This is a genomic window from Streptomyces sp. NPDC007907 (assembly GCF_042959365.1).
Lineage (GTDB): Bacteria > Actinomycetota > Actinomycetes > Streptomycetales > Streptomycetaceae > Streptomyces > Streptomyces indiaensis.
This window is the reverse complement of the sequence record NZ_JBIBKR010000001.1, coordinates 1080442-1095744: the sequence shown is the minus strand read 5'-3', so window position 1 is coordinate 1095744 and position 15303 is coordinate 1080442. Positions and strand designations below refer to the sequence as shown.

The following is a 15303-nucleotide window of genomic DNA, read 5'->3' as shown; positions in this document are numbered from 1 at the left end:
CACAGGGCCGCCCGCCCTAGCTCTTCCCCTACCGGCACAGGGTCGCGCCCGCCCCAGCCCTTCCCCTATCGGCACAGAGCCGGGCGCCCCAGCCCTTCCCCCACCGGCACAGAGCCGGCCGCCCTAGCCCTTCCCCGCCCCGCCCTGCATCCACCGCCGCGCCGCGTACGCAACCACTCCGACCGCCAGCACCCCCGCGCCCACCGCCACCGACATCCCGGGCAGCGAGAACGCCAGCACCACGCATCCGGCGAGTCCCACCGCGGGCACCACCCGTGCCGCCGGCGCCGAAGACAGCGTCCATGCCGACGCATTGGCCACGGCGTAGTACGCCAGCACACCGAAGGAGGAGAACCCGATCGCGCCCCGGACGTCCACCGTGGCGGCCAGGACCGCGACCACCGCACCCACGGCCAGCTCAGCCCGGTGCGGCACCTGGAACCGCGGATGCACGGAGGCCAGCACTCCCGGCAGATGCCGGTCCCGTGCCATGGCGAGCGTCGTCCGCGACACCCCCAGGATCAGCGCGAGCAGCGAGCCCAGTGCGGCCACCGCCGCACCGATCCGCACCACCGGCACCAGCCACGGCGCCCCCGCCGCGCGCACCGCGTCGGCCAGCGGCGCCGTCGCGTCCCCGAGACCATCCGGCCCCAGTACGGAAAGGACAGCCACCGCCACACACACGTAGATCACCAGCGCGATGCCCAGCGCCAGCGGAATCGCGCGCGGAATGGTGCGTACCGGATCCCGCACCTCCTCGCCGAGGGTCGCGATCCGGGCGTACCCGGCGAAGGCGAAGAACAGCAGACCGGCCGCCTGCAAGACCCCGTCGGCCCCGCCCGAGGCCCCGATGTCCAGCCGCCCGGCATCGGCCTCACCCGACGACAGGCACACCACCACCACGGAAGCGAGGACAGCCAGGACCAGCGCCACGATCAGCCGCGTCAGCCACGCGGACTTCTGGACACCGCCATAGTTCACCGCGGTCAGCACCACCACGGCCGCGACCGCCACCGCGTGCGCCTGCTCCGGCCAGACGTACGTCCCCACGGTGAGCGCCATCGCCGCACAGGAGGCCGTCTTCCCGACCACGAACGACCACCCGGCGAGATACCCCCAGAACCGGCCGAGCCGTTCCCTCCCGTACACATACGTGCCGCCCGAGGCCGGGTACAAGGCGGCGAGACGCGCCGACGACATGGCGTTGCAGTACGCGACCACGGCGGCGACGGCGAGGCCGAGGAGCAGCCCGGTGCCGGCGGCGCGCGCGGCCGGCGCGAGGGCGGCGAAGATCCCGGCTCCCACCATCGAGCCGAGTCCGATGACGACTGCGTCGCCCACGCCGAGGGTGCGGCGCAGGCCGGGACCGGAAGCTGTCATGAACCGCACCCTACTGATCAGCGCAACCGGTGGATGCGGGCGGAGCGTCCTCCCCACCAACACGGTGTGAATGTGCGTGGCGAGGAAGCCGCGCCCGGGACGCCGGACGAACGACGCATGGGCCCGGCCTGCCGAAGGCAAGATCACACGGCCGGGACGGTGCGGGCACAGCGTGAAAGGGCAGGTTCACGGCATGACCATCATCAGCTGGATCATCCTGGGACTGTTGGCCGGAGCCATCGCGAAGTTCCTGCTGCCCGGGCGCGACCCGGGCGGTCTCATCGGCACCACCCTGATCGGCATCGCTGGCGCGTTCATAGGCGGCTGGATATCGGCCCGCTGGATGGACCACCCGATCACCAAGGGCTTCTACGACGGTGCGACGTGGGCGGCGGCGGTCGGCGGATCGCTCGTCCTCCTGATCGCCTACCGCCTTCTGTTCGGCCACTCGCGCGACTGACCCCGCGTCCCGGTGCGTCCGCACGGCCGCCGGAAGACGCGACGAAGGGCGGGCACCGGTAGTGCCCACCCCTCTTGTATCCGTGCGGGCGGCAGCCCGGGGACAAGACCTACCGGTAGTTCACGAACTGCATCGCGAAGTCGAAGTCCTTGCCCTTCAGCAGGGTGATGACGGCCTGCAGATCGTCACGGCTCTTGGAGCTGACCCGCAGCTCCTCGCCCTGCACCTGCGCCTTCACGCCCTTGGGGCCCTCGTCACGGATGGTCTTCGCCACCTTCTTCGCGTTCTCCTGGGAGATGCCCTCCTTGATCGACGAGAAGATCTTGTACTCCTTGCCGGAGAGCTGGGGCTCGCCCGCGTCCAGGGCCTTCAGCGAGATGCCCCGCTTGATCAGCTTGGACTGGAAGACGTCGAGGATGGCCTTCACCCGGTCCTCGGAGTTCGCCTCCATGAGGATCTGCTCACCGGACCACGAGATCGAGGCACCCACGCCCTTGAAGTCGTAGCGCTGTGAGATCTCCTTGGCGGCCTGGTTGAGTGCGTTGTCGACCTCCTGCCGCTCGACCTTCGAGACGATGTCGAAACTGGAGTCGGCCATGTCCTGTGGCTCCTTGTATCAGGGTGCGTATCGTGCGTACCGGCGTATGCGGGCGGCCGCAGGGCCCGTTCGGGTCATGGGCCGCATCCGGACCAGCCTAGCCACCCGCGGCCGACGGAGCGCCGATCAATCGGGTGGCGAAGCACCCCTCGGCATCAGGTATTGTTTACGTCGTTGCCACGGAGCACCGCCGAAGAGCGGTTCGAAGGGCAGCAACCCCGGCGGTGTGCCCGAGCGGCCAAAGGGAGCAGACTGTAAATCTGCCGGCTCAGCCTTCCCAGGTTCGAATCCTGGCGCCGCCACACTGGGGAAGACCCCCTCAGATCAGGTAGTCACCTGATCTGAGGGGGTTTTTCGTTGTCCCGTCCTGGTGCTCCCATGAGGGACCGGGCGTGGACGCGTCCGACCTCGTACTACTCGCGCCCCGCCTCCGAGCGGCGTACGTCGCCCAGGTGAGCATGATCACTCCAGTTCGCCAGGTGGAGGGCATGGACGCGTCAGATACGCTGCCGCCTCTTGTAACGCCATCCTCCTGAAGAGGTGCAATGAAAACAGGCAGACGAACCGTCGCGGTGGCCACGCTCGTGGGGGCGCTGGGGCTCTCGGTGCTGAACGCGCCGGCCGCTCAGGCGGCGGACACCGGTATCACCGTGTCGGACATCGTCATCAACAACGGCAAGCCGATCGTCGTCGGCACGTCGAAGGTGGTGGAGCCGTCGATCAGCTTCGCCATCGCACTGCCCTCCGGCTACAGCACCGCGGACCCCTCCCGCTACGACGCCTACCCCTTCCTCTACCGGGGCAGCATCGAGACCGCGGCCGACACGGGTGAGAACTTCATCCAGCCGGGCAGCTACACCTGCTACGAGACCGACGCCAAGCACGCTCGCTGCGAGGGCGCCCTCTACATCGACCCGCACCCGAGCCAGGAGCACGTCGACTCCAACAGCGACGCCACGACCTGGAAGGTCGGCGTCTCACTGAAGCTGTGGAAGGCCGACGGCGGCCTCAAGACCGGCGAACTGGAGACGCGGTCCACCACCGCCCAGCTCAAGCGCGCGGCCAAGGCCACCACCAACGCCTCGCCGGAGCCCGTCACCAAGGGCAAGACAGTCACCGTCACCGGCAAACTGACCCGGGCGAACTGGAGCACCAAGAAGTACGACGCCTACAGCGGCCGTACGGTGAGCCTGCAATTCCGTGCCAAGGGCAGTGACACCTTCAAGACGGTCAAGAAGTCCACCACCAGCAGCACCGGGGGACTGAAGACCACGGTCACCGCATCCGTCGACGGCTCGTACCGCTGGGTCTATTACGGCAATTCCACGACCGGCGTCGCCACCAGTGCGGCCGACTACGTCGACGTGCGCTGACGTAGACAGCGACGGGTCGGGATCCCGCGCCCCGTCTCCCCAGGCCCCTGGACGTCCTGACCTGCCGTTACATCCACGCGGGGGGCGTCACGAAGGGGCCGAAAGCGTGGCGGAGGCAGGATTCCGGCCCGATGCGCAGTGAGACAAAAGCGTCGGCGGCACGGAGAAAGACCTCAGAGAAGAAGCGGCCGGCGCCCATAGGGAAAGGCAAGGGCTCATCAGCTCCTTGCCACTCTCAACGTATAGCGCAGGGGGGACCTTGCGGCAAGACCCCCTTGGTGCCGCAGAATCTTCGCTCCGAAGCCAGAAACGGGCGACATTGGGGTCTTCCTTGATCGATGTGGTCATCACCGGCGGTGGTCCGACCGGAATGATGCTGGCCGGGGAACTGCGGCTGCACGGCGTGCGGCGTGTGCTCGTGCTGGAGAGGGAGGCCGAACCGGCCGCGTACGTGCGCGCACTCGGTCTGCACGTGCGCAGCATCGAGGTGCTCGACCAGCGCGGTTTGCTGGAGCGCTTTCTCGCCGAGGGCACCAAGCACCCGCTCGGCGGCTTCTTCGCCGGCCTCGCCAAGCCGTCACCCGCGCGGCTGGACACCGCGCACGGGTACGTCCTCGGCATCCCGCAGCCCGCCACCGATCGTCTGCTCGCCGAGCACGCCACCGAACTCGGCGCCGAGATCCGGCGCGGCTGCGAACTGGTCGGGCTGACCCAGGACGACGACGGTGTGACGGCCCGACTCGCGGACGGCACACGGTTGCGCGCCCGCTATCTCATCGGATGTGACGGCGGTCGCAGCACGGTGCGGAAGCTGCTCGGCGTCGGCTTTCCCGGCGAGCCGTCCAGGGTCGAGACGCTGATGGGCGAGATGGAGGTGGCCGCGTCGCCGGAGGAACTGGCGGCCGTGATGGCGGAGGTTCGCAGGACCCACTTCCGGTTCGGCGCCATGCCGGTGCGGGACGGCGTGCATCGCGTCATCGTGCCCGCCGAGGGAGTGGCCGAGGACCGGACGGTCCCGCCGACCTTCGACGAGTTCAGGCAGCAGTTGCGGAAGTACGCCGGGACCGACCTCGGTGTGCACTCCCCGTGCTGGCTCTCCCGTTTCGGTGACGCCACCCGGCAGGCCGAGCGTTACCGCACGGGCCGCGTCCTGCTGGCCGGCGACGCCGCGCACATCCACCCGCCGACCGGTGGGCAGGGGCTCAACCTCGGCATCCAGGACGCGTTCAACCTCGGCTGGAAGCTGGCCGCCGAGCTGCGCGGCCGGGCTCCGGGGGGCCTGCTGGACAGTTACCACTCCGAACGCCACCCGGTGGCCGCCTCCGTCCTGGACAACACCCGTGCGCAGATGCACCTGCTGGCACCCGAGCCGGGGCCGCAGGCCGTGCGCCGACTGCTGGCGGAGCTGATGGACTTCGAGGAAGTGAACCGGTACCTGATCGAGAAGGTCACCGCGATCGACGTCCGCTACGACTGCGGCGAGGGCCACGAACTCCTCGGCAGGCGGCTGCGGGACGTGCGCTTGCAGCGGGGCCGCCTCTACGAGCGGATGCGCGACGGGCGAGGACTGCTGCTCGACCAGACTGGTGGCCGGCTCTCGGTGGCGGGCTGGTCGGACCGGGTCGGCCATGTCGTCGACGCCAGCGAGGACCTCGACGTGCCCGCGGTGCTGCTGCGACCGGACGGGCACGTGGCCTGGGTCGGCGACGACCAGCGGGAGCTACTCGACCGGCTGCCGAGGTGGTTCGGCCCGGCAACCGGCTGCACCGGCTGAACTGGCTGCACCGGCTGAACCAACAGAACTGGCTGCACCGGCTGCACCGCCTTCGTACGGCCGAAGCCCCGCAGGTCGTCGGGATTGGGGCATCCCCGCAACCCGACCCGCGCAACCCCACCCGCGTGCCCCAGCCCCCCCGGACCGTCTACTCGCCGTCGGCGTGGGCCAGTTCGATGTCGTAGTCGTCCACGCCTGGCGACAGCGCCGCAGGGGAGAGGCATGGCCGGCCCGCCCACGCGGCACACTGACCCCATGTCCTCCCGCCGCAGACTCTGCCCCGAGTGCCGCCGCGAGATCGCCGTCGTCGCCGGGCGGTACGCGCGCCACGACCCGCCCGGCGCCCGCGAGCACGGCGAACTCACCTCGTGCCCGGGCTCCCGCCGCCCGGCGCGCCCCGGCCCGGAACAACCGTCCCTGGACGGCTACACGGTCCCGGACTTCCCCGGCCAACTGCCCCTGTTCTAGAGCGCGCTCGGGCGGCTGACGGCGAACCTCAGTTCCCCGCAACCGACTTGACCGCCACCGACACCGGCGCCGACCCGCTGATCAGCTCCAGCGTGAGTCCGGCCGTGGCCGGGGTCTCCACCAGCTCCGCCAGTACGGCGGCCACGTCGTCGCGCGGGATCGGGCCGCGGCCTGTCCGGGCCTCCAACCGTACGAGGCCGGTTCCGGCGTCGTCGGTGAGCTGACCGGGGCGCAGGATCGTCCAGTCCAGGGCGTCCAGCCCGCGCACGTACGCGTCCGCCTCGCCCTTGGCGCGCAGATACACGTCGAAGATCTCGTCGCCCTGGTGGCGCGGGTCGGCGCCCATGGACGACACGATCACGAAGCGCCGCACCCCCGCGCTCACCGCAGCGTCCGCGAAGAGGACCGCCGCGGCCTTGTCCACCGTGTCCTTCCGGGTGGCCCCGCTGCCCGGGCCCGCGCCCGCCGCGAAGACCGCCGCGTCGGCGCCCCTGAGCTGCTCCGCGACCTCCTCCACGGACGCCGACTCCAGGTCGAGCACGACCGGTTCGGCACCGGCCTGCCGCAGGTCGTCGGCCTGTTCTGCCTTCCGGATGATCCCCGCTACCTCATCCCCGCGCGCGGCGAGCAGCCGCTCCAGCCGCAACGCGATCTGACCATGACCACCAGCGATGACAATGCGCATGCCTTCGACCGTACGCCTCGACAGCACCGTCCGCCGCACGACTCGAGCCCGCTCCGCCGCAACCCCTACGGCATCCCCCCACGCGTCCTACAGCACCTCACCCAGCCCACCCCCACCGCAGCCCCTACGGCATCCCGCCAACGCACCCCACCCAACCTCACCCCCTACGGCGCCTCACCCCGCCCCTGCCGCGGCAGCCCCAGCTCGACCGACGCCGCCGAGCTGCAGTACTCCCGCACCGCGCTGGTCCGCGCCACCACGCGCCCCTCGTGCACGACGATCCGGCTGTACGCCAGGGACAGCACCCCCGCGAGCCGTTCCCCGCGCACTGCGAGCAACTCGGCCGGAAAGCCCGCCTCCACCCGCACCACCGGCAGCCCCAGCACCGCCCGCGCCGAGGAGCTCACCGCCTCGTACGCCTCCTCGGGCGGCAGCCCATAGCGCGACGCCAGCAGGAAGGCCGCCTCCAGCGGGTCGCCGCGCCCCACCGGGTTGGACACGTCCCGCAGTGCCCCGCTCCCGGCGGCCACCCGCACCCCGGCCGCGCGCAGCAGCCGTACCGGAGCCGCCCCGCGCCGGTCCACGCCGCCGCAGCCGCCCTGCGGCAGGCACGCCACGGCCACCCCGGCCGCGGCGAGTTGGTCGGCCGCCCGCGAGGCCACCTCGGAGGGCAGCCGGCCGAGGTCGCCACACGGGCTGAGGGTCACCCCGGGGCGCAGCCCGCCCGCCATCGCCGCGAGCCGGGCCAGTCGGGCCGGGTCCCCGGCGTCCGTGTGCAGGTCGACGGGACAGCCGTGCTCGGAGGCCAGCTCCAGGACCGCCTCCACGTACCCCGTCGGATCGGGGTCGAGGTCCGGTCGGCCGCCCACCACCGAGGCGCCCATCTTCACCGCGTCCCGCAGCATCGCCAGCCCGTCCGCGCCGGCCACCCCGGTCAGCACCCGGGGCACCGCCACCGTCGTCAGCTCCACCAGCCCGCGCAGCGCCCGCCGCGCCTGCAGCACGGCCGCCAGAGCGCCGAGCCCTTGCACGTCCCCGATGCGCACATGTGCCCGCAGCGCCGTCGCACCGTGTCCGAGCTGGAGCAGTGCGGCCTCCGTCGCCCGGCGCTGGACGTCCTGCGGCTCGTAGGAGACGGGACCCCCGGTGTCGGCCGACAGGGCCGTGTCGGCATGGGCGTGCGGCTCGGCCGGAGCCGGCAGCAGCAGATAGCCGCTGAGGTCCACACGCGTCCCGCACGCGCGCGTGCCGCCCGCTCGCAGGCTTCCTGCCGTGCCGACCGCCTCGATGCGCCCGCCGCCCAGCCGTACGTCCACGGTCCTGCCGTCGGTGAGCCGCGCCCCGCACAGCAGCAGCGACGACGGGTCGGCCGGACCCGGCGAGGACGACGGTGGCGGTGGTGGCTGCGGCCGGCTGTCGGGCATCGCACTCCAGGGGCTCGGGCTGCACGGGAGGACGCGTGATCACGCAGAGTGAGACGAGCCTAGGGCGGCCCCACGCCCCCGGCCGGGAGGAGCGCAATAGTCGTACCGGCGTGGTCCGCCCGGATCGCCGGCGGCCCCCCCATGGGTCAGGAGGCGACCTGCCTGGGCCAGGGGGCGACCTCCATGGGCCAGGGGGCGCCCTGCGTGGGCCAGGAGGCACCCCTCCCACGGGTCAGGAGGCGACCCGCTCACGGACCGGAAGACGGTCCGCGCATGGGACGGGAGGCGTGCACGAGGCTGCCGGGAGGACGGGCCGGGCGTCCGGGGCGGGGGCCTCGAAACGGATTTGGGCGAACGGCGGGCGAGCGTGTAATGTCTTCATCGCTCGCCCCAATAGCTCAGTCGGCAGAGCGTCTCCATGGTAAGGAGAAGGTCAACGGTTCGATTCCGTTTTGGGGCTCTGGTGTGACTGGCTCCCGTCGCAAGGCGGGGTCCGGACCACATCAAAGCGGTGTAGCTCAGTCGGTAGAGCAAGCGGCTCATAATCGCTGTGTCACCGGTTCAAGTCCGGTCACCGCTACTCACAGTAGCCGATTGCGGGGTCGGTCCTTCGATCGGCTACTCTTTCTTGCGTTAAATAGTCCATCCGTTCGTCTTAGGAGCACTCACGTGGCTGCCACCGACGTCCGCCCGAAGATCACGCTGGCCTGCGTGGAGTGCAAGGAGCGGAACTACATCACCAAGAAGAACCGGCGTAACAACCCGGACCGTCTTGAGATGAAGAAGCACTGCCCGCGTTGCAACGCGCACACCGCGCACCGCGAGACGCGATAAATCAGGCTCGTACGCGAGGCCGTTCCCGAGTGATCGGGGGCGGCCTCGCGTCGTTGAGGTATCCGTACCGATCAGTAGAGCTACCAGGAGGTGCCGGGCCATGGCGCTCGACCAGTCCTTCGTGGGGCGGACGTACCCGCCCACCGCGCCGTACGAGGTGGGCCGGGAGAAGATCCGTGAGTTCGCCGAGGCGGTCGGGGACGCCAACCCGGCGTACACGGACGCGGAGGCCGCCAAGGCACTCGGTCACCCCGACGTGATCGCCCCGCCGACCTTCGTCTTCGCGATCACCTTCAAGGCCGCCGGAGAGGTCGTCCAAGACCCCCAGCTCGGCCTGGACTACAGCCGCGTCGTGCACGGCGACCAGAAGTTCGCCTACCGCCGCCCGGTCCGTGCCGGCGACCGGCTCTCGGTCACCTCGACCATCGAGGCGATCAAGTCCCTCGCGGGCAACGACATCGTCGACATCCGCGGCGAGGTGCACGACGAGGCCGGCGAGCACGTCGTGACCGCCTGGACCAAGCTCGTGGCCCGCGCGGCCGAGGAGGCGTGAGCGACCCCATGACCGCGAAGATCTCCTACGCCGACGTCGAGGTCGGCACCGAACTGCCCGCGCAGACCTTCCCCGTGACCCGCGCGACCCTCGTGCAGTACGCGGGTGCCTCCGGCGACTTCAACCCGATCCACTGGAACGAGAAGTTCGCCAAGGAGGTCGGCCTGCCGGACGTGATCGCGCACGGCATGTTCACCATGGCCGAGGCGATCCGGGTGGTCACCGACTGGGCCGGAGACCCGGGCGCGGTCGTCGAGTACGGCGTCCGCTTCACCAAGCCGGTCGTCGTCCCGAACGACGACCAGGGCGCCGTGATCGAGGTGGTCGGCAAGGTCGCCGCCAAGCTCGACGACAACACCGTCCGCGTGGACCTGACGGCGACCAGCGCCGGACAGAAGGTGCTGGGCATGTCCCGGGCGGTCGTCCGACTGGCCTGAGCCGGCCGCGACATCACGTAAGGGGCGCTCACCACGGTGGGGCGCCCCTTACACATGGGCCCGGCCAACTCCGCACGCATGATCGGGCAGACCACTCCTTGACATAGTTAGTGATTGAGCACTAACTTCATTTCCATGGCAAGGATGAGTGCGGAAGAGCGGCGCGAGAGCGTCATCCGGGCCGCGACGACCGAGTTCGCCCGCGGTGGTTACCACGGCACCTCGACCGAGGCGATCGCCCGCCGGGTCGGCGTCTCGCAGCCCTACCTCTTTCGGCTCTTCCCGGGCAAGAAGGCGATCTTCCTGGCGGCGGCCGAGCGGTGCGTCGAGGACACCATCCGGATGTTCGCGGAGGCGGCCGAAGGGCTGGAGGGTGAGGAAGCCCGCCACGCCATGGGTGCCGCGTACGTCGAGACCATCTCCGAACAGCCCGAGCGGCTGATGATGCAGATGCAGATGTACCTCGCCGTCGCGGCCGCCGAGGAGGAGGGCGACCGTGAGTTCGGCGAAGCCGTCCGCACGGGCTGGATGCGGCTGTGGGACACCATCCACCTGCCGCTGGGCGCCGACGCCCACGAGACGACGACCTTCCTGGCCCAGGGCATGCTCATCAACTGCCTGGTGGCCATGGGTTTCCCGGCCGATCACCGGGTCTGGGCAGGACTGGGTGTGCCGGGTTCCGACAGCTGACACAACAGGGCCAGGAGGCAGACCGTTTTCATGACCTCGAAAGTTAGTAATCAATAACTAATCGATCACGGCACACACTCCATGGGGGAGCGATGTCACAGCAGACCGCACGTCGCGGGGGAGCCGCCTGGGCCCTCGTCATCACCAGCGTCGCCGGATTCATGGCGGCCCTCGACAACCTCGTCGTCACCACCGCCCTGCCCTCCATCCGCAATGACCTCGGCGGCGGACTGCACGACCTGGAATGGACCGTGAGCGCCTACACGCTCACCTTCGCCGTCCTGCTGATGTTCGGCGCGGCCCTCGGCGACCGCTTCGGCCGTCGGCGGCTCTTCATCGCGGGCATCACCGTCTTCACCGGCGCCTCGGCCGCCGCCGCGATGGCGCCCGGCATCGACTCGCTCATCGCCGCCCGCGCCGTCCAGGGCGCCGGCGCGGCGGTGATGATGCCGCTGACGCTCACCCTGCTGACCGCCGCCGTGCCCGTCGCCAAGCGCGGCATGGCCTACGGCATCTGGGGCGCCGTCAACGGACTCGCCGTCGCCTCCGGGCCGCTCGTCGGCGGCAGCCTCACCGAACACATCTCCTGGCAGTGGATCTTCTGGCTGAACGTCCCGCTCGGCCTGGCCCTGCTGCCCCTCGCCCGCCTCCGCCTCGCCGAGTCCCACGGCACGGGAGCCCCACTCGACGTCCCCGGCACCCTGCTCGCCAGCGGCGGCCTCTTCGGCATCGTCTACGGCCTGGTCCGCGGCCCCGCCGACGGCTGGACCACGTCCCTCGTGCTGACCGGGCTGTTCGCGGGCGGGGCCCTGCTCGTCGGCTTCATCCTCTACAGCACCCGCGCCAAGAACCCCATGCTCCCGATGCGGCTGTTCCGCTCCCGGGCCTTCGCCGGCATCAACGCGGCGAGCCTGCTGATGTTCCTCGGCATGTTCGGCTCGATCTTCCTGCTCAGCCAGTACATGCAGGGCGTACTCGGCTACTCGCCCACCGAGGCGGGCCTGAGGATGCTGCCCTGGACCGGCATGCCGATGCTGGTCGCCCCGATCGCCGGCATCCTGGCCGACCGCATCGGCGGCCGCCCGGTCGTCGCGGCGGGCCTGTTCCTGCAGTCCCTGGGCCTCGGCTACATGGCGGTGGTGGCCACGGTCGACGCCTCCTACACGGTCCAGCTGCCCGCCCTGATCATCAGCGGCATCGGCATGGCACTGTTCTTCGCCCCCGCCTCGCACCTGGTGATGTCCAGCGTCCGTCCCACGGAGCAGGGCATCGCCTCCGGCGCCAACAACGCCCTGCGCGAGGTCGGCGGGGCGCTCGGCATCGCGGTCATGGCCTCGATCTTCGCCGCCCAGGGCGGCTACGAGACCGGCCAGACCTTCGTCGACGGCATGCGGCCCGCCCTGGTCACGGGCTCCGCGGTGGTCGCCGTCGCCGGCATCGCCGCCCTGCTGATCCCGACCCGGCGGCGCACCGAAGAGCAGTCCGCCCCGGCCGAACCGGCACCGGTCCTGGAAACGGCTGCCCACTGATCCCGCCGGACCCCGACAAGGAGACGTGGCATGCCCACCCTTCCCTGGACCGTCCCGAACACCCCGCCCCACGGCACCGAGGTGTACGTCTTCGCCTCCCGCTTCGAGACCCGGACATTGTGGGGAGCCCTGAGGTTCCTCGCCGGGACGCCCGCCGTCTGGCGGCAGATCCGCCGCAGCCCCGGCGCCTACGGAGCCACCCTGAAGGCCGCGCCCCTGAAGCGCACCTTCTGGACCCTGTCCGCCTGGGAGTCCAAGGACGCCCTGCACGCCTTCGCCCGCTCGGGCACCCACGGCCCGGCCTCCAGGGGCCTGGCCCCGCAGATGAAGGACTCGGCGTACACCACCTGGCAGGCGAGCAGCGACGACCTCCCCCTCTCCTGGTCCGAGGCGCTCCGCCGCCTGCCCTGACCACCACCACGCGTGCGTGCGGCCCCCTTCCCTCCCGGAAGGGGGCCGCACCCAGGCGTGCCCGACGCCGTCGGTGCCGTCTCGTACGCTTGGGCCCGTGCAGGAACTCCACGACGCCCCCCTCGCCCCGCTGACGACCTTCCGCCTGGGCGGCCCCGCGACCCGGCTGATCACCGCCACGACGGACGACGAGGTGATCGCCGCCGTCCGCGAAGCCGACGAGACGGGCACCCCGCTGCTGCTCATCGGCGGTGGCTCGAACCTGGTCATCGGCGACAAGGGCTTCGACGGCACCGCCCTCCTGATCGCCACGAAGGGCTTCTCCCTCGACGGCACGAGCCTGGAGCTCGCGGCCGGCGAGATCTGGACCGACGCGGTCGCCCGCACGGTCGAGGCGGGCCTGGCCGGCATCGAGTGCCTGGCCGGCATCCCCGGCTCGGCGGGCGCGACGCCCATCCAGAACGTCGGGGCGTACGGCCAGGAGGTCTCCGCGACGATCACCGAGGTCGTCGCCTATGACCGCCGCACCGGCGAGACGGTCACGCTCTCCAACGAGGAGTGCGCCTTCTCCTACCGGCACAGCCGCTTCAAGTCGGACCCCGAGCGCTACGTCGTCCTGCGCGTCCGCTTCTCCCTGGAGGACGCCGAGGGCCTGTCCGCCCCCCTCCGGTACGCCGAGACGGCTCGCGCCCTCGGTGTGGAACCGGGCGACCGCGTGCCCCTCGCGCAGGCCCGCGAGACGGTGCTCAAGCTGCGCGCCGGCAAGGGCATGGTCCTGGACCCCGAGGACCACGACACCTGGTCGGCGGGCTCCTTCTTCACCAACCCGATCCTCACGGACACGGACTTCGAGACGTTCCGCGCACGGGTCCGCGACCGGCTCGGCGACGAGGCGGAGCCCCCGGCCTACCCCGCCGGCGAGGGCCGTACCAAGACCTCCGCGGCCTGGCTGATCGACAAGGCGGGCTTCACGAAGGGCTACGGCGAGGGACCGGCGCGCATCTCGACGAAGCACACGCTGGCGCTGACGAACCGGGGGAGTGCGACCACCGAGGATCTCCTCACCCTGGCCCGCGAGGTCGTGGCCGGAGTCCACGAGGCGTTCGGCATCACGCTGGTCAACGAGCCGGTGACGGTCGGAGTCAGCCTGTAGGTACGGCGGCGTCGGTCCGGAGGCCGGGTGGGTCCGCAACGCGCCCACCCGTGCCGCCCGCAGCGGCACGCATGCCCGCAGCCAGGGCGAGCCCCGACGCACCCGCACCCGCGTACGGCGAGAAGGGGACGTGTCGGGGGGTGTCCGCCCGCAGCGGTTGGCGCGTCAACGAACAGTCAGTCGGCGCGCAAGCCCATCGCGCCGTTCCGAGGACGGACACCCCCCGACGCGGCCCCGACCCCCACCCGGCGTCAGGCGCAGGCGGGACGCACCACCCGGCGTCAGGCGCAGGCGGGACGCACCACCCGGCGTCAGGCGCAGGCAGGACGCACCACCCAGCGTCAGGCGCAGGCGTACGGCGCGGCAGGGACCCAGCACCCGGCGTCAGGCGCGGGCACCCGCACCCGTGCTACGACGCCAGCCAGTCGTCCACCCCCGCCAGCAGCTTCGTCTTCACATCCTCCGGCGCCGCCGACCCCCGTACCGACTGCCGCGCCACCTCCGCCAGCTCCGCGTCCGTGAACCCGTGATGCCGCCGAGCGATCTCGTACTGCGCCGCCAACCGCGATCCGAACAGCAACGGATCATCCGCGCCCAGCGCCAACGGCACCCCCGCCTCGAACAACGTCCGCAGCGGCACGTCCTCCGGCTTCTCATACACCCCCAGCGCCACGTTCGACGCCGGACACACCTCGCACGTCACCTGCCGGTCCGCCAGTCGCTTCATCAGCCGCGGATCCTCCGCCGCCCGCACCCCGTGCCCCACCCGGTGCGCCCCCAGGTCGTCCAGACAGTCCCGCACCGACGACGGCCCGGCCAGCTCACCCCCGTGCGGCGCCGACAACAGCCCGGCCTCCCGGGCGATCCCGAACGCCCGGTCGAAGTCCCGCGCCATCCCCCGCCGCTCGTCGTTCGACAGCCCGAACCCGACGACCCCCCGGTCCGCGTACCGCGCCGCCAGCCGCGCCAGCGTCCGCGCATCCAGCGGGTGCTTCATCCGGTTCGCCGCGACCAGCACCCGCATCCCGAGCCCGGTCTCCCGCGACGTCGTCTCCACCGCGTCCAGGATGATCTCCAGCGCCGGGATCAGCCCGCCCAGCCGCGGCGCGTACGACGTCGGGTCGACCTGGATCTCCAGCCACCCCGACCCGTCCCGCAGGTCCTCCTCCGCGGCCTCCCGCACCAACCGCTGGATGTCCTCCGGCTTCCGCAGGCACGAGCGCGCCGCGTCGTACAGCCGCTGGAAGCGGAACCAGCCCCGTTCGTCCGTCGCCCGCAGTCTCGGCGGCTCCCCGCCGACCAGCGCCTCGGTCAGCGCGTCGGGCAGCCGCACCCCGTACTTGTCGGCCAGTTCCAGCACGGTCGAGGGCCGCATCGACCCGGTGAAGTGCAGGTGCAGATGGGCTTTCGGCAGCTCAGAGACATCACGTTCACGCTCCATCCCAGGATCCTGCCGTACGTCTCAGCCGTCCCGGTAGCCGTTTCCCCTTTAGTGGTCTTGCTCGCACAAACAAATGGGGCACATACCGGAACC

General features: G+C 71.1%; 16 protein-coding genes and 3 tRNA genes. 14 read left to right on the top strand and 5 right to left on the bottom strand.

What is annotated here, in order from left to right; genetic code table 11:
* Nucleotides 1-123: 123 nt before the first annotated feature.
* Entirely contained in the window at nucleotides 124-1380 is a 1257-nt protein-coding gene (locus ACFZDI_RS05065) for an amino acid permease (protein WP_391247754.1), read from the bottom strand.
* A gap of 193 nt (nucleotides 1381-1573) precedes the next feature.
* On the opposite strand from ACFZDI_RS05065, the gene ACFZDI_RS05060 reads away from it, so the two are divergent.
* Complete coding sequence (locus ACFZDI_RS05060) at nucleotides 1574-1840, top strand: GlsB/YeaQ/YmgE family stress response membrane protein (protein ID WP_234846066.1); 267 nt, start codon at nucleotides 1574-1576, stop codon at nucleotides 1838-1840.
* 109 nt (nucleotides 1841-1949) lie between these two features.
* Here the strand turns inward: ACFZDI_RS05060 and ACFZDI_RS05055 are convergent, their stop codons facing one another.
* Complete coding sequence (locus tag ACFZDI_RS05055; RefSeq protein WP_033309004.1) at nucleotides 1950-2438, bottom strand: YajQ family cyclic di-GMP-binding protein; 489 nt, start codon at nucleotides 2436-2438, stop codon at nucleotides 1950-1952.
* A gap of 220 nt (nucleotides 2439-2658) precedes the next feature.
* Between ACFZDI_RS05055 and ACFZDI_RS05050 the strand changes: the two genes are divergently transcribed.
* The 4 genes from ACFZDI_RS05050 (at nucleotide 2659) to ACFZDI_RS05035 (ending at nucleotide 6053) form a co-directional block, all read left to right on the top strand.
* Nucleotides 2659-2740: transfer RNA gene (locus ACFZDI_RS05050), tRNA-Tyr, on the top strand.
* A gap of 243 nt (nucleotides 2741-2983) precedes the next feature.
* Nucleotides 2984-3811, top strand: a complete 828-nt coding sequence (locus tag ACFZDI_RS05045; protein WP_234846128.1) for a hypothetical protein — start codon at nucleotides 2984-2986, stop codon at nucleotides 3809-3811.
* A gap of 331 nt (nucleotides 3812-4142) precedes the next feature.
* Entirely contained in the window at nucleotides 4143-5585 is a 1443-nt protein-coding gene (rox, locus tag ACFZDI_RS05040; RefSeq protein ID WP_391247752.1) for a rifampin monooxygenase, read from the top strand.
* 255 nt (nucleotides 5586-5840) lie between these two features.
* Nucleotides 5841-6053 (top strand): hypothetical protein, encoded by a 213-nt coding sequence (locus ACFZDI_RS05035; RefSeq protein ID WP_361109488.1) that lies wholly within the window; start codon nucleotides 5841-5843, stop codon nucleotides 6051-6053.
* A 28-nt stretch (nucleotides 6054-6081) separates the two neighbouring features.
* Here the strand turns inward: ACFZDI_RS05035 and ACFZDI_RS05030 are convergent, their stop codons facing one another.
* On the bottom strand, nucleotides 6082-6738 hold the full coding sequence (locus ACFZDI_RS05030) for an NAD(P)H-binding protein (RefSeq protein WP_234846132.1): 657 nt from the start codon (nucleotides 6736-6738) through the stop codon (nucleotides 6082-6084).
* A 164-nt stretch (nucleotides 6739-6902) separates the two neighbouring features.
* Nucleotides 6903-8162, bottom strand: coding sequence for an amidohydrolase family protein (locus ACFZDI_RS05025; protein ID WP_234849677.1), 1260 nt, complete (start codon nucleotides 8160-8162; stop codon nucleotides 6903-6905).
* Nucleotides 8163-8549: 387 nt separating this feature from the next.
* On the opposite strand from ACFZDI_RS05025, the gene ACFZDI_RS05020 reads away from it, so the two are divergent.
* The 9 genes from ACFZDI_RS05020 (at nucleotide 8550) to ACFZDI_RS04980 (ending at nucleotide 13769) form a co-directional block, all read left to right on the top strand.
* A tRNA-Thr gene (locus ACFZDI_RS05020) sits at nucleotides 8550-8622 on the top strand.
* Nucleotides 8623-8669: 47 nt separating this feature from the next.
* A tRNA-Met gene (locus tag ACFZDI_RS05015) sits at nucleotides 8670-8742 on the top strand.
* Nucleotides 8743-8831: 89 nt separating this feature from the next.
* A complete protein-coding gene (gene rpmG / locus ACFZDI_RS05010; protein ID WP_003948671.1) occupies nucleotides 8832-8996 on the top strand; it encodes a 50S ribosomal protein L33 in 165 nt (54 codons plus the stop codon).
* Nucleotides 8997-9096: 100 nt separating this feature from the next.
* Nucleotides 9097-9549, top strand: coding sequence for a MaoC family dehydratase N-terminal domain-containing protein (locus ACFZDI_RS05005; protein WP_361109479.1), 453 nt, complete (start codon nucleotides 9097-9099; stop codon nucleotides 9547-9549).
* An 8-nt stretch (nucleotides 9550-9557) separates the two neighbouring features.
* Complete coding sequence (locus ACFZDI_RS05000; RefSeq protein ID WP_391248049.1) at nucleotides 9558-9986, top strand: MaoC/PaaZ C-terminal domain-containing protein; 429 nt, start codon at nucleotides 9558-9560, stop codon at nucleotides 9984-9986.
* 135 nt (nucleotides 9987-10121) lie between these two features.
* Nucleotides 10122-10676 carry a TetR family transcriptional regulator gene (locus tag ACFZDI_RS04995; protein WP_391247749.1) on the top strand — a complete coding sequence of 185 codons (555 nt, stop codon included), beginning with the start codon at nucleotides 10122-10124 and terminating at the stop codon, nucleotides 10674-10676.
* Between the two features lie 92 nt (nucleotides 10677-10768).
* Entirely contained in the window at nucleotides 10769-12205 is a 1437-nt protein-coding gene (locus ACFZDI_RS04990; RefSeq protein ID WP_391247747.1) for a DHA2 family efflux MFS transporter permease subunit, read from the top strand.
* 30 nt (nucleotides 12206-12235) lie between these two features.
* A complete protein-coding gene (locus tag ACFZDI_RS04985) occupies nucleotides 12236-12616 on the top strand; it encodes a DUF3291 domain-containing protein (protein ID WP_391247745.1) in 381 nt (126 codons plus the stop codon).
* Between the two features lie 97 nt (nucleotides 12617-12713).
* Complete coding sequence (locus ACFZDI_RS04980) at nucleotides 12714-13769, top strand: UDP-N-acetylmuramate dehydrogenase (protein WP_234849671.1); 1056 nt, start codon at nucleotides 12714-12716, stop codon at nucleotides 13767-13769.
* A 409-nt stretch (nucleotides 13770-14178) separates the two neighbouring features.
* Here the strand turns inward: ACFZDI_RS04980 and ACFZDI_RS04975 are convergent, their stop codons facing one another.
* A complete protein-coding gene (locus tag ACFZDI_RS04975) occupies nucleotides 14179-15210 on the bottom strand; it encodes an adenosine deaminase (RefSeq protein ID WP_391247743.1) in 1032 nt (343 codons plus the stop codon).
* Nucleotides 15211-15303 lie beyond the last annotated feature (93 nt).

Coding starts and splice junctions, on each gene's coding strand:
- ACFZDI_RS05035 (WP_361109488.1), top strand. CDS start 5,841: ATGTCCTCCCGCCGCAGACTCTGCCCCGAGTGCCGCCGCGAGATCGCC.
- ACFZDI_RS05030 (WP_234846132.1), bottom strand. CDS start 6,738: ATGCGCATTGTCATCGCTGGTGGTCATGGTCAGATCGCGTTGCGGCTG.
- ACFZDI_RS05060 (WP_234846066.1), top strand. CDS start 1,574: ATGACCATCATCAGCTGGATCATCCTGGGACTGTTGGCCGGAGCCATC.
- ACFZDI_RS05065 (WP_391247754.1), bottom strand. CDS start 1,380: ATGACAGCTTCCGGTCCCGGCCTGCGCCGCACCCTCGGCGTGGGCGAC.
- ACFZDI_RS04985 (WP_391247745.1), top strand. CDS start 12,236: ATGCCCACCCTTCCCTGGACCGTCCCGAACACCCCGCCCCACGGCACC.
- ACFZDI_RS05025 (WP_234849677.1), bottom strand. CDS start 8,162: ATGCCCGACAGCCGGCCGCAGCCACCACCGCCACCGTCGTCCTCGCCG.
- ACFZDI_RS04975 (WP_391247743.1), bottom strand. CDS start 15,210: ATGGAGCGTGAACGTGATGTCTCTGAGCTGCCGAAAGCCCATCTGCAC.
- ACFZDI_RS05045 (WP_234846128.1), top strand. CDS start 2,984: ATGAAAACAGGCAGACGAACCGTCGCGGTGGCCACGCTCGTGGGGGCG.
- ACFZDI_RS05005 (WP_361109479.1), top strand. CDS start 9,097: ATGGCGCTCGACCAGTCCTTCGTGGGGCGGACGTACCCGCCCACCGCG.
- ACFZDI_RS04995 (WP_391247749.1), top strand. CDS start 10,122: ATGGCAAGGATGAGTGCGGAAGAGCGGCGCGAGAGCGTCATCCGGGCC.
- ACFZDI_RS04990 (WP_391247747.1), top strand. CDS start 10,769: ATGTCACAGCAGACCGCACGTCGCGGGGGAGCCGCCTGGGCCCTCGTC.
- ACFZDI_RS05055 (WP_033309004.1), bottom strand. CDS start 2,438: ATGGCCGACTCCAGTTTCGACATCGTCTCGAAGGTCGAGCGGCAGGAG.
- ACFZDI_RS05000 (WP_391248049.1), top strand. CDS start 9,558: ATGACCGCGAAGATCTCCTACGCCGACGTCGAGGTCGGCACCGAACTG.